The organism is Saccharopolyspora indica (assembly GCF_027853965.1).
GTDB lineage: Bacteria > Actinomycetota > Actinomycetes > Mycobacteriales > Pseudonocardiaceae > Saccharopolyspora > Saccharopolyspora indica.
The window spans coordinates 178913-199763 of the sequence record NZ_JAQGLB010000006.1; the positions used below are offsets into that span (position 1 = coordinate 178913).

The 20851-nt window shown below is 71.5% G+C and carries 16 protein-coding genes; 6 read left to right on the forward strand and 10 right to left on the reverse strand.

The window, feature by feature from the left end; all coding sequences use genetic code 11:
* Window positions 1-4: 4 nt before the first annotated feature.
* The 6 genes from OU416_RS15975 to OU416_RS16000 form a co-directional block, all read right to left on the reverse strand.
* Entirely contained in the window at window positions 5-1261 is a 1257-nt protein-coding gene (locus tag OU416_RS15975; RefSeq protein WP_270927749.1) for a cytochrome ubiquinol oxidase subunit I, read from the reverse strand.
* Between the two features lie 113 nt (window positions 1262-1374).
* Window positions 1375-2040 carry a response regulator gene (locus OU416_RS15980; protein ID WP_270927950.1) on the reverse strand — a complete coding sequence of 222 codons (666 nt, stop codon included), beginning with the start codon at window positions 2038-2040 and terminating at the stop codon, window positions 1375-1377.
* On the reverse strand, window positions 2037-3167 hold the full coding sequence (locus tag OU416_RS15985; RefSeq protein WP_270927750.1) for a sensor histidine kinase: 1131 nt from the start codon (window positions 3165-3167) through the stop codon (window positions 2037-2039). The genes OU416_RS15980 and OU416_RS15985 overlap by 4 nt, the downstream gene beginning before the upstream one ends.
* Window positions 3164-3931: an ABC transporter permease gene (locus OU416_RS15990; RefSeq protein ID WP_270927751.1), complete on the reverse strand. Its 768-nt coding sequence runs from the start codon at window positions 3929-3931 to the stop codon at window positions 3164-3166. The genes OU416_RS15985 and OU416_RS15990 overlap by 4 nt, the downstream gene beginning before the upstream one ends.
* Window positions 3932-3968: 37 nt before the next feature.
* Window positions 3969-4922 (reverse strand): S1C family serine protease, encoded by a 954-nt coding sequence (locus OU416_RS15995; protein WP_270927752.1) that lies wholly within the window; start codon window positions 4920-4922, stop codon window positions 3969-3971.
* Window positions 4923-5006: 84 nt separating this feature from the next.
* On the reverse strand, window positions 5007-5789 hold the full coding sequence (locus OU416_RS16000) for a hypothetical protein (protein ID WP_270927753.1): 783 nt from the start codon (window positions 5787-5789) through the stop codon (window positions 5007-5009).
* Window positions 5790-6018: 229 nt separating this feature from the next.
* Between OU416_RS16000 and OU416_RS16005 the strand changes: the two genes are divergently transcribed.
* From OU416_RS16005 to OU416_RS16015, 3 genes are all read left to right on the forward strand, one after another.
* Entirely contained in the window at window positions 6019-6702 is a 684-nt protein-coding gene (locus OU416_RS16005) for a GntR family transcriptional regulator (RefSeq protein WP_270927754.1), read from the forward strand.
* Between the two features lie 45 nt (window positions 6703-6747).
* Complete coding sequence (locus tag OU416_RS16010) at window positions 6748-7311, forward strand: GNAT family N-acetyltransferase (protein WP_270927755.1); 564 nt, start codon at window positions 6748-6750, stop codon at window positions 7309-7311.
* A 108-nt stretch (window positions 7312-7419) separates the two neighbouring features.
* A complete protein-coding gene (locus OU416_RS16015) occupies window positions 7420-9117 on the forward strand; it encodes a multicopper oxidase family protein (RefSeq protein ID WP_270927756.1) in 1698 nt (565 codons plus the stop codon).
* A gap of 4 nt (window positions 9118-9121) precedes the next feature.
* On the opposite strand, the gene OU416_RS16020 is transcribed toward OU416_RS16015, so the two are convergent.
* The 4 genes from OU416_RS16020 to OU416_RS16035 form a co-directional block, all read right to left on the reverse strand.
* Complete coding sequence (locus tag OU416_RS16020; RefSeq protein ID WP_270927757.1) at window positions 9122-10252, reverse strand: acyl-CoA dehydrogenase family protein; 1131 nt, start codon at window positions 10250-10252, stop codon at window positions 9122-9124.
* Window positions 10249-11181 (reverse strand): 2Fe-2S iron-sulfur cluster-binding protein, encoded by a 933-nt coding sequence (locus OU416_RS16025; RefSeq protein ID WP_270927758.1) that lies wholly within the window; start codon window positions 11179-11181, stop codon window positions 10249-10251. Before OU416_RS16025 ends, OU416_RS16020 begins: the two co-directional genes overlap by 4 nt.
* Complete coding sequence (locus OU416_RS16030; RefSeq protein ID WP_270927759.1) at window positions 11178-13004, reverse strand: NADH-ubiquinone oxidoreductase-F iron-sulfur binding region domain-containing protein; 1827 nt, start codon at window positions 13002-13004, stop codon at window positions 11178-11180. The genes OU416_RS16025 and OU416_RS16030 overlap by 4 nt, the downstream gene beginning before the upstream one ends.
* Window positions 13005-13114: 110 nt before the next feature.
* Window positions 13115-15022, reverse strand: a complete 1908-nt coding sequence (locus tag OU416_RS16035; RefSeq protein WP_270927760.1) for a molybdopterin oxidoreductase family protein — start codon at window positions 15020-15022, stop codon at window positions 13115-13117.
* Between the two features lie 476 nt (window positions 15023-15498).
* Here OU416_RS16035 and OU416_RS16040 point away from each other — a divergent pair, with 476 nt between their 5' ends.
* The 3 genes from OU416_RS16040 (at window position 15499) to OU416_RS16050 (ending at window position 20768) form a co-directional block, all read left to right on the forward strand.
* A complete protein-coding gene (locus tag OU416_RS16040) occupies window positions 15499-17199 on the forward strand; it encodes a thiamine pyrophosphate-binding protein (protein ID WP_270927762.1) in 1701 nt (566 codons plus the stop codon).
* 210 nt (window positions 17200-17409) lie between these two features.
* A complete protein-coding gene (gene frc / locus OU416_RS16045; RefSeq protein ID WP_270927763.1) occupies window positions 17410-18636 on the forward strand; it encodes a formyl-CoA transferase in 1227 nt (408 codons plus the stop codon).
* Between the two features lie 2 nt (window positions 18637-18638).
* Entirely contained in the window at window positions 18639-20768 is a 2130-nt protein-coding gene (locus OU416_RS16050) for an acetate--CoA ligase family protein (protein ID WP_270927764.1), read from the forward strand.
* Window positions 20769-20851: the final 83 nt, after the last annotated feature.

The window sequence follows — 20851 nt, forward strand, 5'->3', positions numbered from 1 at the left end:
CTCCTCAGAAGGTGGCGGTCATCGGACGGGGTTCTTCGGGCATGCGCCCCAGCGCGACCGCGTCGGGGCCGCGGACCGCTTGGCGCAGCAGCAGGAACCAGTTCAGCGCCAGCAGCAGTCCGAACAGGACGGTGAAGACCAGCAGGGAGGTGCGCATCGCCGCCGCGGGGACGTCGGAGACCGCGTCCTCGACGCGCAGGACGCCGTCGATCACCCACGGCTGGCGGCCCATCTCGCGGAACACCCAGCCCGAGATCATCGCCAGGAAGGGCAGCGGGATCGCCGCCACCAGCACCAGGTGCCACAGCCGGAACCGCCGCACCACCGGTGTGAAGAAGGCGAGCAGCACGCTCGGCACCAGCAGGTAGAGCAGCAGCGCGAAGGCGAGCAGCATCACGATCCCGCCCGACCTGGTCCAGGCCTCCGGCGGCACGTAGTCACCCGGGCCGAAGCGCGTGACCTGCTCGGCCTGCAGCTCCGCGATCTCCGCGCTGTTCTGGTTGAACACCGCGAGCTTCATCGGCTGGAGGTGGCCGAACTGCATCCCACCGCCCACCACCGTCACGAACAGCGCGGGCAGCGCGGTGAACAGGCCGATGCGCAGCGACTTGGTGAACAGCTCCACATCGGCGGTCCGGCGGAACAGGTGCAGCGCGCTGATGCCCGCCACGAAAACCCCTGCGGTGACCAGCGATCCGCTCAGGATGTGCCAGAACGCGTTCGTCGCCGCCGGATTGCTCAGCACCGCCCACGCGTCGGTCAGCCGCAGCTCCGCACCGGCCCGCTCGTAGCCCACCGGGTTCTGCAGGAATCCGTTGGTCACCAGGATCCAGTACGCCGAGGCGTACGCGGTGAGCGCGACGACCCAGATCAGCCCGAGGTGCACCCAGCGGTTCAGCCGTCCCCAGCCGAAGATCCACAGGCCCAGGAACGTCGATTCGACGAAGAACGCGACCAGCGCCTCCATCGCCAGCGAGGCGCCGATGACGTTGCCCGCCAGGTGCATCAGCCCGCTCCAGGCCATCCCGAACTGGAACTCCATCACCAGCCCGGTGACGATGCCCACCGCGTAGTTGATCACGTAGAGCTGGCCCCAGAACCGGGTCATCCGCTCGTGCACCGGGTTCCGCGAGAACGTCGCCCTGGTCTGCACGCACGCCACGAGCGTCGCCAGCCCGATGGTCAGCGCGACGAACAGGAAGTGGCCGCCGGCGGTCAGGGCGAACTGCAGACGCGCCAGGTCGAGGGTTTCCGGATCCATGCCCTCAGCCTGCCGCCGCGGCGGGCACCGGGCGTCGGGCCGCGGAGGACACTTCGGATACCGCGCCGGTCGTCCCCTAGGGGCGCTCCCCTACACCTGGAGTTGTGCCCGCATCACGTCAGCCAGCCCGGCGTGATCAACGCCGATTCGTAGGCCAGCACGACCAGTTGTGCCCGGTCGCGCACGCCGAGCTTGCTCATGATCCGGCTGACGTGGGTCTTGGCCGTGGCCGGGCTGAGCACCAGGCGCTCGGCGATCGCGTCGTTGGGCAGCCCGCGCGCCACCAGCACCAGCACCTCCCGCTCGCGGTCGGTCAGCGAGCTCAGCCGCGGGCTGGGCGCGGGCCGGTCGCTGCGCGCGGCGAACTCCGCGATCAGCCGCCGGGTGATGGCCGGTGCCAGCAGCGCATCGCCGCGGGCCACCACGCGCACCGCGTGGATCAGCTCGGTCGGTTCGGTGTCCTTGACGAGGAATCCGCTCGCCCCGGCCCGCAGCGCCCCGTAGACGTGGTCGTCCACGTCGAAGGTGGTCAGGATGAGCACCTTCACCGCCGCCAGGGCCGGGTCGGCGCAGATCCGCCGGGTCGCCTCCAGCCCGTCGAGCTGCGGCATCCGGATGTCCATCAGCACCACGTCGGGGCGCAGCTCGGCGGCGCGGCGCACCGCCTCGGCGCCGTCGGCGGCCTCGCCGGTCACCTCGACGTCGGCCTCGCCCTCCAGGATGGACCGGAAACCCGCGCGCACCAGCGTCTGGTCGTCGGCCAGCAGCACCCGGATCACAGCGCGGACCGCCACGGCAGGACGGCCCGCACCCGGAAGCCGCCGTCCGGCCCGGAACCGGCGGTGAACTCCCCGCCCAGCGCCCGGGCGCGCTCCTCCATGCCGCGAATCCCGTTGCCCCGCTCCACGTCCGGCACCGCGCTCCCGTCGTCGTCGATCTGCACCCGGACATCCTGGCCGGTGTACCCGATGCGCACGAAAGCCGTGCGCGCGTCGGCGTGTCTGGTCACGTTGGTCAGCGCCTCCTGCACGATCCGGTACCCGGCGAGGTCCACCTCCGGTGGCAGCGGCCGGACTTCGCCGTCGACCTCGACGCGCACCGCCAGCCCGGTGGCGCCGGCCTGCGCGACCAGGTCGTCCACCCGGGCCAGTCCCGGCGGCGGGCCGGCCTCGTCGACCTGGCGCAGCACGCCGAGCGTAGCGCGCAGCTCGCGCAGCGCGTCCTTGCTGGCCTGCTTGATCGACGTCAGGGCCGGGGCGGGATCGGTGTCGCTGCGGTGCAGCGCGGCACCGGCCTGCACGTTGATCAGCGAGAGGTGGTGGCCGAGCGCGTCGTGCAGCTCCCGCGCGATGCGCAGCCGCTCCTCGCTGGCCCGCGAACGCGCTTCCTCCTCCTTCTCCCGCTCCACCGCGCGCATCCGCTGCTCCGCCTCGTTCAGGTAAGCACGCCGGTTGTGGACCAGGCCGCCGATCGCGACCGCCGCGACCAGCCACCCGGCGAACAGGTACAGCGAGGTGTCGTCGAGGTGCCGCTGCCCGCTGCTCACCTCGCCGTAGCCGACGAACAGCATCGCCGCCACCGCCAGGAGCACCGCCACGGCCGTGCGCCCTTCAGCGGCGACCGTGCACAACGCGACCGCGAACGCCAGCAGCAGCGGGCCATCGGCAGTGCTGAGCGGGTAGTAGACGACGCAACCCGCGAGCGTCGCCAGCGCGACGGGAACGGGAAAGCGCCGCCGGAGCACCAGCACGGCGCAGGTGCCGAGGATCATCAGCACGTCGAACAGCCGGAAGCCGCTCTGGTCGACCGCGAAGTTCAGCAGCGCGGAGAGCAGCACCGCGGCTGCGATGAGCACCGCCAGCGCCAGGTCGACCACGATGGCCGGCAACCTCCGCAGAACCGTCATGCCCGGAAGGATAGGCGCTGACCGGATCTGGTCAGCCGACCGCGCGCGACGATCTCCAGCACCACCAGGATCGCCACCGCCTCCACCGCCAGCAGCGCCACCAGCACGTAGAGCTGCACGACCCCGGCCTGGACCGGTGTGGCGCCGCCGAGGAGCATCCCGACGAACGCCCCGGGCAGCGTCACCGTTCCCACCGTGCGGGTCTGGTCGAGCGCGGGGACCAGCGCGGTGCCCGCCGCCGGCCGGGCGATCTCCAGCCGGGCGAGCCGCTCGGTCATGCCCAGCGCCAGGGCTGCCTCCACCTCACCGCGCCGGTGCTGCAGCTCGTCCAGCAACCGCCGCCCGGCCAGCGCGGTGGCCACCATCGCGCCACCGATGAGCTGCCCGACCAGCGGGATCAGCACCATCCCGGTGAGCGGCACCGCTCCGGTGACCACCAGCAGCCCCACCGCCGGGGCGACGCCCGCGGCGATCGCCGGTCCCGCCCAGGGCCAGCTGCGGTCATCGGTGATCCGCCGCCCGGCGGTGTGCGCGGCGATGGCGAACATCAGCACGATGAACAGCGCCGCCAGCGCGGTCGAGCGCACCAGGTAGGCGATCAGCAGCGACACCGCGGCCAGCTGCACCGCGCCGCGCACCCCCGCCAGCAGCACGTCGCGGTAGCGGGCCAGCCCGCCGAGGCCGGCGACGGCAGCGGCGGCGATCAGCAGCAGCGCGATGGCCACGCCGAGCGCGGGCGTGACCGGGACGGATCCGGACGGCACCGCCCGACTCTAGGCCGGTCCGCGTCCGCTGCGCCGGTCAGCGCGGGCTGTCCAGCAGTTCCACCGGTTCGGCGATCACGTCCACGAGCGCTCCGTTGCGGGTCACGGTGATCGGCAGCGGGCGGCCGATGGCCTCGGCGAACATCAGCCGCTGCAATCCCTGGGCGTCGCGCACCGGGTTGCCGCCCGCGGTGAGCACGAGGTCACCGCGGTGCAGCCCGGCGCGCGCGGCGGGGCTGTGCCGGACCACGTCCACCACGCGCAGCCCGGTCCGCTGCCCGGTGCGTTCGACCAGTTCGTGGGGAAGCGGTGCCGGGGTGGTCACCAGGCCCAGGTAGGCGCGCCGGACGCGGCCGTGGCGGACCAGCGAATCGATGATGCGGCGGGTGGTGGCGTTGATCGGGATCGCCAGCCCGAGCCCCACTCCGGCGACCGCGGTGTTGATCCCCACCACGAGGCCGCGCGAATCGGCCAGCGCCCCACCGGAGTTGCCGGGGTTGAGCGCGGCGTCGGTCTGGATGACGTCCTCGATGATGCGGGCGGCCTGGCCGCTGCGCGCGGGCAGCGATCGCCCGAGCCCGCTGACCACGCCCGCGGTGACCGAACCGGCCAGGCCGAGCGGGTTGCCGACCGCGACCACGAGCTGGCCGACCACCAGCCGGTCGCTGTCGCCCAGCCGCACCGGTGGCGGTGTTCCGCCCACCGCGCGGACCACCGCCAGATCCGACAGCGGATCGGCGCCGACCACGGAGAACGGCGCGTCGGAGCCGTCGGCGAAGCGCGCGGTGCCGCCATCGGCCCGGCCGAGGACGTGCGCGTTGGTGAGCAGGAAGCCGTCCCCGGTGAACACCACCGCCGAACCGGTGCCCTCGCCCCGCTCACCTGCCGAGTGCAGGCTCGCCACGCTGGGCGTGATCGTGCGGGCGACCTGGGCCACCGTGCGGGAGTAGCCGTCCAGCGCGTCGAACGGATCTTGCGGGGTGCCGGCCATCACGACCTCCAACCGGAGCTGTGTGCCTGCGCAACGCCGCGCGGAACCGCCGGATTCCCGCTCCCGCGCCCGTTCGCCCTCGGCTTAGCCCGTGTTCGACCGGCGCGCCGCTGTGATGGCTCCCAGCGCGGCCACGGCCCCGACCATGCCGAGCGTCAGCAGCACGACCCGCGCGTCGTGCTCGGGCCCGGCTCCGCTCATCCCGGCCAGCACCGATTTCACCCCGATGAACACCAGCACCACCGCCAACCCCACCTGGGCGTCCGGCACCCGTGCCAGCAAGCCGCGCAGCAGCCCGAACACGTGCCGGAACCCGACCAGCGCGAGCACGCCCGCCAGCAGCACCAGAGGGTCCGAACCGGTCATCTCGCGGGTGGCAGCGGCCGACAGCAGCGCGAGGACGAGCGCGGCGAGCACCGAGACGGCCGTGGCCAGGTGCGGCGCGAGCGGCCGGGGTGGATCGCCTTCGCCGCGGAAGGCCCGCCAGGCGGCCCACAGGACAGCAGCGCCGAACACGACCGAGACGACGCCGATCAGGGGCGCATCGGTGAACGCCAGCGCACCTCGGGCCAGCACACCGGCGACCACGACCACCGCGACGGTCTCCATCCCGGCCGCCACCGACAGCAGCACGGCGAGCAGATCCACCGTCGCGGCCAGCGAGGTCGCCCACCCGGCGAAGAACTGCCCGGCGGCGTCGGTCCCGTCAGCGCCGAGCAGCATCGCGCCGACCAGCGCGGCCACCAAGAGCTGTGCGACGAGCAGCAGGGCGCAGCGGCGCAGCGGCCCGGCCCGTCCAGCAGCGATCAGATCCCAGGCGACGAGCGCGAGCAGGATCCCCGCCGCCGACCACGAAATCGCAGGCACGCCCACAAGCGCCTCCGGTTCGGGAGCGATCGGCACCCCGATGGCCGACATCGGCCCCGCACTGCCGTTCTAGACCTGCCGGACCGGAGATGTCCAGCGCTCCCAAGGCGATCCATCCGTTCGGCGCAGCGACTGTCCTCTGTGGATCGTTGCTGATCCGGGGATGACATACTGTATGCTAAAACCATCGGGCAAAACACCCGCACCCCGACCGACCCCGGAGCTGCGCATGTCGTTGACCTCGAAACCGCAGGGCCTGGCCGCGCGCCAGGTCGCGCGTCCGGTGCCGCTGCGCGACACCGTCTACGAGGCCATCCTGGAGCTGATCGTCACCGGTGAGCTCAAACCCGGCCAGCACCTGGTGGAGAAGGAGCTCGCCGAACTGCTCGGGGTGTCGCGGCAACCGGTGCGCGAAGCGCTGCAGTGGCTCAAGAAGGACGAGTGGGTGGACCTGCGGCCCGGCTTCGGCGCGTTCGTGCACAGCCCGACCCCGGAGGAGGCCGATCAGCTGCTGGGCGTGCGCACCCTGCTGGAGGCCGAATCCGCCCGGCTGGCGGCGCTGAACTCCACCAAGGAGGGCATCGCCGAGCTCAAGCAGATCTACAAGCGCGGAGTTCAGGCGCTCAAGGCCGACGACGTGGAGGCGGTGGTCGCGGCCAACGCCGAGCTGCACGCCCGGATCACCGAGATGTCCGGCAACAAGGTGCTCGGCGAGCTGGCGGCGCGGATCAACCGCCGGGTCCGCTGGTACCACACCCCGGTGGCCAAGTCGCGCGGCAAGAAGTCGTGGGACGAGCACGCCGCCCTGATCGAGGCGATCGGCAAGAAGGACGCCGAGCGCGCCGCGCAGCTGATGCGCGAGCACACCGAGCACACCCGCGAGTCCTACCTCGCGCAGAACTCCGAGAGCTGAGCCGAATCCGCTGGGGCCGGGCGCTCCAGCGGATAGGGTCGCACCGTGTTCACGGTTACCGCGCCGATCGCCACCGACCGGCTGCTGCTGCGCCCGTTCACCTCCGACGACGTCGACGACGTCTGGGCCTACCAGCGGCAGCCCGAGGTCGCCCGGCACCTGCTGTGGGAGGCCCGCGACCGGGCGCAGACCGAAGCGGCGGTCGAGCAGATGGCCCGGGAGACGGCCCTGGTCGACGACGGCGACTGCCTGAGCCTGGCCGTCGTGCTGCCGGAGACCGACCAGATCGCGGGCCAGGTGGAACTCGTCTGGCGCAGCCGGGAGGACCGTCAGGGCGAGGTGGGCTACGTGTTCAACCCCGACTTCCAGGGCAAGGGCCTGGCCACCGAGGCCACCAGCGCACTGCTGCGGCTCGGCTTCGAAGGGCTGGACCTGCACCGCATCATCGGCCGCTGCTCGGCGCACAACCTCGCCTCGGCCAAGCTGATGGAGCGCCTGGGGATGCGCCGCGAAGCGCACTTCGTCGACAGCATGCGCATCAGGGGCTCCTGGCGCGAAGAACTGGTCTACGCGATGCTCCAGCGCGAATGGGCGGCCACCGCGAGCTGACGTGCTTCCCCGTCACCCCACCGGCTGGCAGCGCGCACCACGCCTTCAGCCCCGGGCCGGAACCTGCCGAAACTCCCGGCGACGGACACCACGACCCCGGGACCGGACATGTGCGGCAGGAGTGCGGAACACCAGCAGTTCCCCGGGCGAACCCGGATGCTCGGCCTGGGCGCGGCGCTCGCGATCAGCGCCGGGCTGCTCGCCCCGCCCGGTGCGGCGGAACCGGCGCGGTGCGGGCCTTCCCCGGTGCCCGCGTTCTTCACCGACGAAGCCCGCCAACCCCCGGTCGCGGCACCGGACGCTCCGGGCCACTACACCCTGACCGCGCGCGTCGGCAGGCACTCGTTCCACAGCGAATGGCCCGCCGTGCCGACGCTGGGCTACCAGGCGCCCGGCGCGCCGGTGCAGTACCTCGGCCCCACGATCGTGACCGAACGCGGGAAGCCGATCGACGTGACGGTGGTCAACGGCCTCCCCGAGGCCGGTACCCCGATCTTCCCGTTCGACCAGCCCGACGACGACAACACCATCACCGCGCACCGGCACGGCGGTCTGCAAGCGCCGGAGAGCGACGGCCTGCCCGTTCCGCTCCAGCCGGAGGTCCCGCCCGGTGGTTCGCAGACCAACCACTACCCGAACGACCAGGCCGCAGCGCCGCTCTGGTACCACGACCACGTCCACCACCACACCTCCTACCACGTGTACGAGGGCCTGGCCGGGTTCATCCCGCACACCGACGAGATCGAAGCCGCGCTCCCGCTGCCGAAGGGCGAGTTCGCCCAGCGGTTCCTCCTCCAGGACAAGAAGTTCAACGCCGACGGCACGCTGTGCTACAGCCACGCCGATCCGGTCTTCGTCGGCGACCTGCCGGTGGTCAACGGCACCGTGGCACCGAAGCTGTCCGTCGAACCCCGGCGCTACACCTTCACCCTGCTCAACGCCTCGGACACCCGCTCCTACCGCATCGGCCTCCGGCAGGCGGGCGGAGGATCGGCGGACCGCCCGTCGATGACGGTGGTGGGCAGCGACTCCGGCTACCTGCCGCGCCCGGTCCCGGTCGACGAGCTGCTCATCGCCCCGGCCGAGCGCTACGTGGTCGTCGTCGACTTCACCGGTCACGAGGCGCAGAACTGGGTGCTGACCAACGGCGCGCCATCGCTGCTGGCAGCGATGGACGAGGTCGATCCCGGCGGTGGTGGCATCCCGCAGCTGATGCGGTTCGACGTCGGCACCACCACCAGCTCACCGGACCGCTCCACGATCCCGCCCGTGCTCACCGACGCCGCGGAGCGACCGCTGCTCGCCGGTGCCCGGCTGCGGACCGTGCAGACCGCCGAGGAGATGGCCGGTCACCCGATGCTCGGCGACCGGGACCGACTTCTGGACTACCACGACCCGGTGAGCGAGACCCCGCAGCTGAACTCCACCGAGATCTGGGCGATGCGCAACCGCTCGCCCAACTCCCACCCCATCCACCTGCACAGCGTCGAGCTCCGGCTGATCGGGCGCTGGCGCGTCGGGCGGTGGGACGCCGACGGCAAACCGGTGCCCGGCACCATCGGGCCGTTCGAACCACCGGCGGCGCACGAATCAGGGCCGAAGGACACGTTCGTCTCCCCGCCGGATCAGATCACCGCCTGGGCAGGCCGGTTCGCCGTCGCCGGTACCGCGGTGTGGCACTGCCACATCCTCTCCCACGAGGACGCCGCGATGATGCGGCCGCTGGCGGTCGGCGACGACCCGCAGACGCAGCTGCCGATCGTGCGCGACCTGGCCGAACTCGACCGGCTGGTGCGCGAACCGTGACCGCTCAACCCAGCAGTGGCAGGTCGCAGAGCAGCCGGCCCAGGTGGTCCAGCGCCGTGTCGGCGGGGAACTGGCCGTAGGTCGCGGCGTGCGCGTCGCGGAAGCGGCGTTCGACGCCGAAGTCCTTGCGGAAGGCGAACTGGCCGCAGACCTTCATGCCGAGCTCGGCGACCCGCACCGCACCCTCCCCCGCCGTCGCCCGCAGTTGCAGCAATCGCCGCTGCGCCTCGGCCGGTTCCTGCCAGGTGGCCCGCACCGCGTCGGCGAGCAGCAGCCGGACGACGTCGACCTGGGTCTGCATCCGCGCCAGGTCGGCCCGCACCTCCGGCTGCCGCGGCGGTGGTTCCTGCCAGCGCGCCCACGACGGCTGCGGGCCGTTGACGCACTCCAGCGAGCGTTGCACGACCGATTCCGCCAGGCCCAGCGCCAGCGCCGCGTTCAACGCGCACAGCCACGGCAGGACCGTGCTCAGCACCGCCTCCACCCCGCCGCCGTCCGCGCCGAGCACCGCCGAAGCGGGCACCTGCACGGGATCCGCGGTGATCGCGGCCGTCGCGCTCCCCCGCAGGCCGACGCCGTCCGGGCGCGCCGGAATGCAGATGCCCGGCGCGGAAGCCGGCACCAGCCACAACGTGCTGGCGCCCGACGGTCCCACCGCGCGGCTGGACCACACGTAGCTGTCGGCTTCGCCCGCCGCCGTCACCCAGTTCTTGCGGGCGTGCAGGTCCACCACCCCGCCGTGCTCCCGCGGCCGCGCCACTGGCGCGAACGGCCGTCCTTCCTCGGCCAGCGCCAACGTGCTCAAGTGCCGGCCCGCCGCGATCTCGCGCAGCAGGTCGGGTTCCGCGTGTTCGGCGAGCACCGCCACCGCGGCGTAGTGCGACTGCAGCACGGCCGCGGTCGAGCCGCAGACGCGGGCGACCTGCGTGACGACCTGTGCGGCTTCGGCCAGGCCGTGCCCACCACCGCCGCATCTGATCGGCAGCGTCAGGCCGAGGATTCCCGCCCGGCCGAGGGCGTTGATCATCGGGCGGGGGAACCGGCCCAGGTCGTCGGCGTCGCGGCTGGCCGGTCCGGCCAGCGTGCGCAGGACGCGGTCGACGCCGCTGAGGTGGTTGCCCGCCCGGCCCGTCACGGCCGCGGTTCCCTGTTCTGCACGTGCTGCCAGCCGAAGCGGCCCTTGATGCACAGGTTCCCGTGCCCGACCGAGCTGTCGTGCGGCGAGGTCACCCGCACGATCTCGTTGTCCTGGGTGTGCAGCGTGACGTTGCAGCCCACGCCGCAGTAGGTGCACACCGTGGTGGTCTGCTGCTGCCTGGACTCGTCCCAGGTGCCCTCGGCGCGCATGTCGAACTCCGTCTTGAAGCTCAACGCGCCGGTCGGGCAGACCTCGATGCAGTTGCCGCAGTAGACGCAGGCCGATTCCGGCAGCGCAGCGGCGAACTCGGTGGAGATCCGCGCGTCGAAGCCGCGGCCCGCGACCGCGATGGCGAAGGAGTTCTGCCACTGCTCACCGCAGGCGTCCACGCACTTGTAGCACAGGATGCACTTGCCGTAGTCGCGCACGTAGAGGTCGTTGTCGACCTTGGCGGGCTGGTGCACGGTCGCCGCGACCGAGCCGTCCGGTGCCTCGTGCTCGCCCGGAGGACGCTCGTCGCGGTCCTCGGCCGGGCCCGGCGGGCCGAACCGCGAGGGATCGGCGCCGTACTCGGCCATCCAGCCCGCGACCTGCGGCGTGCTCGACAGATCGGCGGAGGAGCCGAGCAGTTCCAGCACGAGCTTCCGGCTGTGCCGGGTGCGCTCGGAGTCGGTGCGCACCACCATCCCGTCGGTGATCCGCCGGGAACAGGCGGGCACCAGGGTTCGCGAGCCCTCGACCTCCACCATGCACATCCGGCAGGCGTTGCGCGGGCGCAGCGTGTCACCCCAGCACAGCGTCGGGACCTCGATGCCCAGCGCGGTGCACGCGTCGAGGATGGTCGCGCCCTCCGGCACGCTGACCAGCTGGTCGTCCAGGGTGAACTCGACCAGTCGGCGCGGGAGTCCGAGATCAACGGCGGTCATGTGGTGCCCTCCCGGTTCTGCGGAACGCCCGCTGAACGGGCGGTGAACGTGCCGAGCCGGTCTATTGCTGATTCCACCGCGTTCCAGGCGGTCTGCCCCAGCCCGCAAATGGAGGAATCGCGCATCGCCCGGCCGACTTCGCGCAACAGCGCCAGATCGTCGGCGCCATCGCCGCGGTCGCGCACGAGCCGCTGCAGCGCTTCCTCCTGGCGCACCGTGCCCACCCGGCACGGCACGCACTGACCGCAGGACTCGTCGCGGAAGAACGCGGCGATGCGCAGCAGCAGCGCGGGCAGGTCGGCGGTGTCGTCGAAGACCAGCACCACGCCCGACCCGAGCGTGGCACCGGCTTCCCGCACCGCTTCCAGGCTCAGCGGCAGGTCGAGCTGGTCGGGGCCGACGAACCCGCCCGCGGCGCCGCCGAGCAGCACCGCGCGCAGCTGCCGGTTCTGCTCGACACCACCGGCGAGGTCGAGCAGCTGCCGCAACGTGGTGCCGAAGGGGACTTCGTACACGCCGGGCCGCCGCACGTTGCCGGACAGGCAGAACAGCCGCGTGCCGGTGGAATCCGCGGTGCCGGTGCGGGCGTACTCCGCGCCTCCTCCGGTGAGGATCAGCGGCACGTTGATCAGCGTCTCGACGTTGTTGACCACCGTGGGCTTGCCGAACAGGCCCTGCTCCACCGGGAACGGCGGTTTGCTGCGCGGTTCGCCGCGGTAGCCCTCGATCGAGTTGAAGATCGCGGTCTCCTCACCGCAGATGTAGGCGCCCGCGCCGCGGCGGATCTCCACGTCGAAGTCGAAGCCCTCCCGGCCGAGGATGCTGCGCCCCAGCAGGCCGCGCTCGCGCGCCTGGTCGATGGCGTTGCGCAGCCGGCGCACCGCCCTCGGGTACTCGCCGCGGATGTAGAGGTAGCCGCGGCGGCAGCCGGTGGCGAACCCGGCGATGGTCATCGCCTCGATCACCGCGAACGGATCGCCCTCCATGACCACGCGGTCCTTGAAGGTGCCCGGCTCGCTCTCGTCGGCGTTGCACACCAGGTAGTGCGGCTGGGCAGGTTGCCCGGCGGTGGCCTCCCACTTGCGGCCGGTCGGGAACGCCGCACCGCCCCGCCCGGTCAGCTTCGCATCGCCGACCTGCCGGACGACCTCGGCCGCGCCGATCTCCAGCGCCCGGCGCAGCGCGAGATAACCGCCGTGCGCGCGGTAGTCGTCGAGGCTTTCCGGATCCACCTCGCCGATCCGCCGCAGCAGCCGCAGCGAGGGATCACCGGCCTGCGGCACCGAATCGCGCGCCGACGGCTCCTGATCCCCGTCGACCGGGCCGGAAACCACCATGTCCACAGTGGTCTCAACGGATGCCGGTGCGAGCAGCTGCGCCCGCGCCGGATCACCGGCCTGCAACGCCAGCGCCGCGGGAGCCCGCTCGCACACCCCGAGGCACGGGCTGCGCAGCCACATCACGTCCCCGCCCGCTTCAACCGATTCCAGTGCCGCGCACAGCTGCGCCGAACCACGAGCCCGGCACGCCAGGTCGTCGCAGACGTGCACCACGCGCGGCGGCCGCGGCCGCAAGGCGAACAAGGCGTAGAAGCTGGCCACGCCGTAGGCCTCGGCCGGCGGGACGGACAACCGTTCGCAGATGTGGTTCAACGCGCCACGGCTGATCCAGCCCACCCGGTCGTTCACCGCGTGCAGCGCGGGTAGCAGCTGGTCGCGCCCATGACCCGGTCCGCGCCCGTTGCCTCCGGGCGGGCCCAGCAGCGCGTCCACCGCAGCCCTCTCGACATCCGTCGGTGTGTCGTTGAGCAAGTGCAGATCCACCGCGCCTCCTCGCGCCCGAGATCGGAGAACCACCATCACCCGGCACCGCACGAACTCGACGTTCACCCGGGTGATGGTCAATTTCGTACGAAATTGACCGCTCCCCCGCCTCAGACGGCGGATTCGGCGGGGAGCTTGTCGACGCGGATCGCCGAGGCCTTGTACTCGGCGGTGCCCGCCACCGGGTCGGTGGCCTCGATGGTGATCAGGTTGACGTCCACCTCGTCCGGGAAGTGGAAGGTCATGAACGCCAGCCCCGGCCGCAGCCCGTCGTCCAGCCGCACCGGTGCCACGATCGAGCCGCGCCGCGAGGAGATCTGCACCTTCTCCCCCGCCACCACGCCGAGCCGCTCGGCGTCGGCCGGGCAGAGGTCGATGGTCTCCCCGCGCCGCATCGGCGAGCTGAAACCGCCCGACTGCACACCGGTGTTGTAGGAGTCCAGCCGACGCCCGGTGGTCAGGCGCAGCGGGTACTCCTCGCTGAGCTCGTCGACCGGCGGGCTGTGCGGCACCGGCGCGAACGCCGCGGGCTCGCCGCGCTCGGCGGGGTCCTCCGCCCACAACCGGCCGTGCAGGTAGGTCGGTTCCAGCTCGTCCTCGGAGTAGCACGGCCACTGGATGCCGCCGAGGTCGGCGAGCCGCTGGTAGCTCATCCCCCGGTGCATCGGCGAGAGCGCGCGCATCTCGTCCCACACCTGCTCGGCGGATTCGTAGTGCCAGTCGTGGCCCAGCCGCCGCGCGATCTCGCAGATGATGTCGATGTCGTCGCGCGCCTGCCCCGGCGGGTCCAGCGCCTTGCGCACCCGCTGGACGCGCCGCTCGCTGTTGGTGAACGTGCCGTCGCTCTCGCACCAGGCGGCCGAGGCGGGCAGCACCACGTGCGCCTGCTGCGCGGTCTTGGTCAGGAAGATGTCCTGCACCACCAGGTGCTCCAGGTTCTGCATCCGCTTGAGGGTGCGGCCGGAATCGGCCTCGGACTGCACCGGGTTCTCCCCGATGGCGTACACCGCCGTCAGCTCGCCGCGGTCCATGGCCTCGAACATCTGCGTCAGGTGCCAGCCGTAGCGGGGCTGGATGCTCGATCCCCACGCCGCGTCGAACTTGGCCCGCACCTCCGGCAGCAGGATGTCCTGGAACCCCGGCAGCCGGTTCGGGATCGCGCCCATGTCGCCGCCGCCCTGCACGTTGTTCTGCCCGCGCAGCGGGTTCAGCCCGGCGCCGTAGCGGCCGACGTGCCCGGTCAGCAGCGAGAGGTTGATCAGCGACAGCACGTTGTCGGTGCCGTTGTGGTGCTCGGTGATGCCCAGCGTCCAGCACAGCTGCGCGCGATCGGCCCGGGCGTAGGCCTGCGCGAGCTCCTCGATGAGTTCGGCGGGCACCCCGGTCTCCAGCGCGGCGACCTCCGGCGTCCACTGCTCGACCTCGGCGGCGTAGGCCTCGAAGCCGCTGGTGGCCCGGTCGATGAACGACCGGTTGACCAGCCCGGCGCTGATGATCTCGCGGCCGATGGCGTGCGCCAGCGCGATGTCGGTGCCGACGTCGAGCTGCAACCACCGGTGCGCCCACCGGGCGGTGCTGGTGCGCCGGGGGTCCACGACGTAGAGCTCGGCACCGCGGTGCACCGCTTTGAGCACGTGGTGGAAGAAGATCGGGTGCGCCTCGCGGGCGTTGGAGCCCCACATCACGATGACGTCGGCGTCCTCGATCTCCTGGTAGGAGGAGGTGCCGCCACCGCTGCCGAAGACCTGGGCCAGTCCCGCCACGCTCGGCGCGTGGCAGGTCCGGTTGCAGGAGTCGACGTTGTTGGTCCCGATGACGGCGCGGGCGAACTTCTGCGCCACGTAGTTCATCTCGTTGGTGGAACGGGCGCAGGAGAACACGCCGAAGGCGTCCGGGCCGCGGGATTCGACGGTCCGCGCGATCCCTTCGGCCGCGCGGTCCAGAGCTTCCTCCCACGACGCGGGGCGCAGCTCGCCGCCGTCACGCACCAGGGGCTCGGTCAACCGCGTGTAGCTCATTGCTGCCTCCTCGGTTCGGAGATCGCAGATCCGCTCGTGTTGCGATGCCGGCGTTGTCGCGCGAAATCGGCGCGTGCCGGGACGATCTCGCGCGAACTCGCCACCCGGCCGGACCACCGACGCCATCGGTCTAGGACTCGCTCGTGCAGGTCTCGCAGCGCGGGAGTCCCATGCTCGCCCGCCGGTCGGCCCCCGGCCATCCGCCGTTCGATGGCAATGTCGGCGGCGCTCCAACGCGGCTGAGCAGGCCGGAACCATCCCGGACACCTGCCGGAGCATGCAGTATACAGTATGTCACAAACCCGGAAAACCTCCGGAGGATCAGCCTTTGCGTCCACTTAGGACGTTCAGGACTGCATCCGGGCGACCGGGTATGGACAACCGGCCACCCGCTGCGGTATCCCTGACATTGCCTCATACGGTATGCAGTATGGAGCCGACCGCAGCCCTTTCCCTCTGAGAGGACGAGAGCGCTCATGGCCCAGACATCACCCGATCAAACAGGCGGAGCAGAGCTGATCTCCGGCGGTCACCTGGTCGCCAAAGCGCTCCGAGCAGAAGGCGTGGACACCATCTTCACGCTCTGCGGCGGGCACATCATCGACATCTACGACGGCTGCGCGGACGAGGGCATCGACGTCATCGACGTCCGCCACGAGCAGGTCGCCGCGCACGCCGCCGACGGCTACGCCCGCGTCACCGGCAAACCCGGCTGCGCCGTGGTGACCGCGGGGCCGGGCACCACCGATGCGGTCACCGGCGTGGCCAACGCCTTCCGCGCGGAGAGCCCGATGCTGCTCATCGGCGGCCAGGGCGCGCTGTCGCAGCACAAGATGGGATCGCTGCAAGACCTCCCGCACGTCGACATGATGGCGCCGATCACCAAGTTCGCCGCCACCGTCCCGCACACCGAGCGGGTCGCCGACATGGTGTCGATGGCCTTCCGGGAGTGCTTCCACGGCTCGCCCGGCCCGTCGTTCCTGGAGATCCCGCGCGACATCCTCGACGCCAAGGTGCCGGTGGACCGCGCGCGCATCCCGCTGGCCGGCGGCTACCGGGCCTCCACCCGCTCGGCGGGCGATCCCGACGCCGTGGAGAAGCTGGCCGACCTGCTGGTCAAGGCGGAGAAGCCGTGCATCCTGCTGGGCAGCCAGACCTGGACGTGCCGGGCCACCGACTCGGCGGTCAAGCTGGTGCGCGAGCTCAACCTGCCCGCGTTCATGAACGGCGCCGGACGCGGCACCCTGCCGCCTGCCGACCCGCTGCACTTCCAGCTCGCCCGCAGGCACGCCTTCGGCAACGCGGACCTGATCATCATCGTCGGCACCCCGTTCGACTTCCGGATGGGCTACGGCCGCCGCCTGTCCCCCGACGCCACCGTGGTGCAGATCGACCTCGACTACCGCACGGTCGGCCGCAACCGGGACATCGACCTGGGCATCGTCGGCGACGCCGACGCGGTGCTCACCGCCCTCGCCCAGGCCACCTCCGGCAGGCTCGACAACGGCGCGAGCAAGCGGCAGAGCTGGATCCGCGAACTGCGCGAGGTGGAGACCGCGGCCTACGAGAAGCGGTTGCCGCGCCAGCTCTCCGAGGCCTCCCCCATCGACCCGTACCGGCTGGTGCACGAGATCAACGAGTTCCTCACCGAGGACTCCCGCTACATCGGCGACGGCGGCGACATCGTCACCTTCTCCGGCCAGGTCATCCAGCCCAAGGCGCCGGGCCACTGGATGGACCCCGGCCCGCTGGGCACCCTCGGCGTCGGGCTGCCGTTCGCGATGGCCGCCAAGCACGCCCGCCCCGACGAGGAGGTGGTGTGCCTGTTCGGCGACGGCGCGTTCAGCCTCACCGGCTGGGACTTCGAGACCATGGTGCGCTTCGACCTGCCCTTCATCGGGATCGTGGGCAACAACTCCTCGATGAACCAGATCCGCTACGGCCAGATCGCCAAGTACGGCGCGGACCGCGGCCGGCTCGGCAACACCCTCGGCGACGTGGAGTACAGCAAGTTCGCCCAGATGCTCGGCGGCTACGGCGAAGAGGTCCGCGAGCCCGGCGAGATCGGCCCGGCCCTGCGCCGCGCCCGCGAATCCGGCAAACCGTCCCTGATCAACGTCTGGGTCGACCCCGAGGTCTACGCCCCGGGAACCATGAACCAGACGATGTACAAGTGAGAATTCTTCTTTTCCAGACTCGCCTTGCTCGGCGGTGCGGGTAGCGGAACCTCAGCGCCCGCCTGGACTCCGGGAGCCCGCTCTCGTGTATGCCCGACACACAGCGACCGGGCTGTCCTCGCCAGGCGAACGCTGAGAACCCGCGGCGGTGCGAGCGCCGAGGGTGGGCTAAGCGGCTACGCCGCTTCAAAGACAGAAGAGGTGCTTGAGATGAGCGCTTTGGAGGGTGTCCGGGTGCTGGACATGACGCACGTCCAGTCCGGGCCGTCCGCGACGCAGGTGCTGGCCTGGCTCGGCGCCGACGTGGTCAAGCTGGAAGCGCCGACCGGCGACATCACCCGCAGGCAGCTGCGCGACGTCGACGACGCCGACAGCCTGTACTTCACCATGCTCAACTGCAACAAGCGCAGCATCACGCTGAACATGAAGTCCGAGCGGGGCAAGGAGATCTTCACCCGGCTCGTCGCCGAGTCCGACGTGCTGGTGGAGAACTTCGGGCCGGGCACCGTGGACCGGATGGGCTTCCCGTGGGAACGGCTGCGCGAGATCAACCCGCGCCTGGTCTACGCCTCCATCAAGGGCTTCGGCGACGGTCCCTACACCCACTTCAAGGCCTACGAGGTGGTGGCCCAGGCGATGGGCGGCTCGATGAGCACCACCGGGCTGGAGGACGGGCCGCCGCTGGCCACCGGCGCGCAGATCGGCGACTCCGGCACCGGCATCCACACCGTCGCGGGGATCCTCGCCGCCCTCCTGCAGCGCGAGCGCACCGGCCGCGGTCAGCGGGTTTCGGTGGCGATGCAGCACGCGGTGCTCAACCTGTGCCGCGTCAAGCTGCGCGACCAGCAGCGGCTGGCGCACGGACCGCTGCGGGAGTACCCCAACGCCGCCTTCGGCGACGAGGTGCCGCGGTCGGGCAACGCCTCCGGCGGCGGGCAGCCCGGCTGGGCGGTGCGCTGCAAGCCGGGCGGGCCCAACGACTACCTCTACGTCATCGTCCAGCCGCAGGGCTGGGCGCCGATCGCGCGGCTGATCGGCAGGCCCGAGCTCGTCGAGGACCCGGAGTGGGCCACCCCGGAGGCCCGGCTGTCCAAACTGGACAAGATGTTCGGCCTGATCGAGGAGTGGACGCTCGGCCAGGACAAGTGGGCGGCGCTGGCCGCGCTCAACGAGCACAACGTGCCGTGCGGTCCGATCCTGTCCACCAGGGAGATCATCGAGGACAGCTCGCTGGCCGACAACGACATGATCGTCACCGTCGACCACCCGGAGCGCGGCACGTTCCGGACCGTCGGCTGCCCGATCAAGCTCTCGGACTCCCCGGTGCGGGTCGACCGCTCTCCGCTGCTCGGCGAGCACACCGCCGAGATCTTCCAGGAACGGCTGGGCATCGACGAAGCCGAGCTGGCCGAGCTCAAGGCGAACGGGGTGATCTGAGGATGGCACACGAGACAGCCCGCGTGCGGGAGGTGCTGGACGCGGTCCGGGCCGAGGGCCGCACCGCGCTCACCGCGCCCGAGGCCAAGCAGCTCTGCGACGCCTACGGCATCCCCACCGCCGGCGAAGGCCTGGCGACCAGTGCCGACGAGGCGGTGGCGCTGGCGGGCGAGATCGGCGGACCGGTGGCGCTGAAGATCGTCTCCCCGGACATCCTGCACAAGACCGACGCGGGTTGCGTGCTGGTGGGCGTCTCCGGTGACGAAGCGGTGCGCAGCGGCTACGCGGAGATCCTGGCCAACGCGCACGCCTTCACCGAGAACCCGGCCATCGCCGGGGTGCAGGTGCAGCAGATGGTCAGCGGCCTGGAGGTGATCGTCGGCGCGACCACCGATCCGACCTTCGGCAAGGTCGTCGCGTTCGGGCTCGGCGGGATCCTGGTGGAGGTGCTCAAGGACGTCACCTTCCGGCTCGCGCCGCTCTCCCCCGAGCAGGCGCTGTCGATGCTCGACGACATCGCCGCCGCCGAGGTGCTGCGCGGTGCGCGCGGTGGCGAACCGGTCGACGCGGCAGCGCTGGCCGGCGTGCTGCGCCGGGTCTCCGAGCTGGTCCACGACTTCCCGGAGATCAGCGAGCTCGACCTCAACCCGGTCTTCGCCACCGCTGCCGGGGCCACCGCGGCCGACGTGCGGATCGTGCTGGCCACCGAGCCGGACGAGGCACCGCCGCAGCACTCGCAGGAGGAGATCCTGCGGGCGATGCGGCGGTTGATGAACCCGGGCAGCGTTGCCGTGATCGGCGCCTCCAACGAGGACGGCAAGATCGGCAACTCGGTGATGAAGAACCTGATCAACGGCGGCTACGCGGGCGAGATCCACCCGGTCAACCCGAAGGCCGACGAGATCATGGGCCGCACCGCCTACCGGAGCATCACCGACGTGCCGGGACCGGTGGACGTCGCGGTGTTCACGGTGCCTGCGAAGTTCGTGGCGGCGGCGCTGGAGGACTGCGGGCGCAAGGGCGTCGCGGCCGCGGTGCTCATCCCCTCCGGCTTCGCCGAGACCGGCAACCAGGAGCTCCAGGACGAGGTCGTCGCGGTCGCCCGCAAGCACGGCATCCGGCTGCTGGGACCCAACATCTACGGCTACTACTACACGCCGCAGAACCTGTGCGCGACGTTCTGCACGCCCTACGACGTGCGCGGCGGAGTCGCGCTGACCTCGCAGAGCGGCGGCATCGGGATGGCCATCCTCGGCTTCAGCCGCACCACGAAGATGGGCGTGTCGGCGATCGTCGGGCTGGGCAACAAGTCCGATGTGGACGAGGACGACCTGCTGACCTTCTTCGAGCAGGACGACAACACGCACTGCGTGGCCATGCACCTGGAGGACCTCAAGGACGGCCGGGCCTTCGTCGAGGCCGCCCAGCGGGTGACCAAGAAGAAACCGGTGGTGGTGCTCAAAGCCGGGCGCACGGACCTGGGCGCGCGGGCGGCCAGCTCGCACACCGGCGCGCTGGCGGGCAACGACAAGGTCTACGACGACGTCCTGCGCCAGTCCGGGGTGGTCCGGGCGCCGGGGCTCAACGAGATGCTGGAGTACGCGCGCGGCATCCCGGTGCTGCCCACGCCGAAGGGCGAGAACGTCGTCATCATCACCGGCGCGGGCGGCTCCGGGGTGCTGCTGTCGGACGCCTGCGTGGCCAACGGCCTGCGGCTGATGGACATCCCGCCGGACCTGGACGCGGAGTTCCGCCGCTACATCCCGCCGTTCGGCGCCGCGGGCAACCCGATCGACATCACCGGCGGCGAACCGCCCAGCACCTACGAGGCCACCATCCGGCTCGGGCTGCGGGATCCGCGCATCCACGCGCTGATCCTCGGCTACTGGCACACCATCGTCACGCCGCCGATGGTGTTCGCCGAGCTGGCGGCGCGGGTCGCCGAGGAGGCGCGCGCCGAGGGCGTGGACAAACCGATCGTGGTGTCCCTGGCCGGGGACACCGAGGTGGAGAAGGCCGCCGACTACCTGTACGACCACGGCATCGTCGCCTTCCCCTACACCACCGAGAAGCCCGTCGCCGTCCTCGGCGCCAAGTACCAGTGGGCCAGAGCGGCCGGACTCCTCGACTGACGCCACCCGGGGCAGCGCGCCCCGGATGACGCCGAGCACCACCCGAAAGGCCTGATCGGGCACTTCCCGGTGCGCGGATCCAC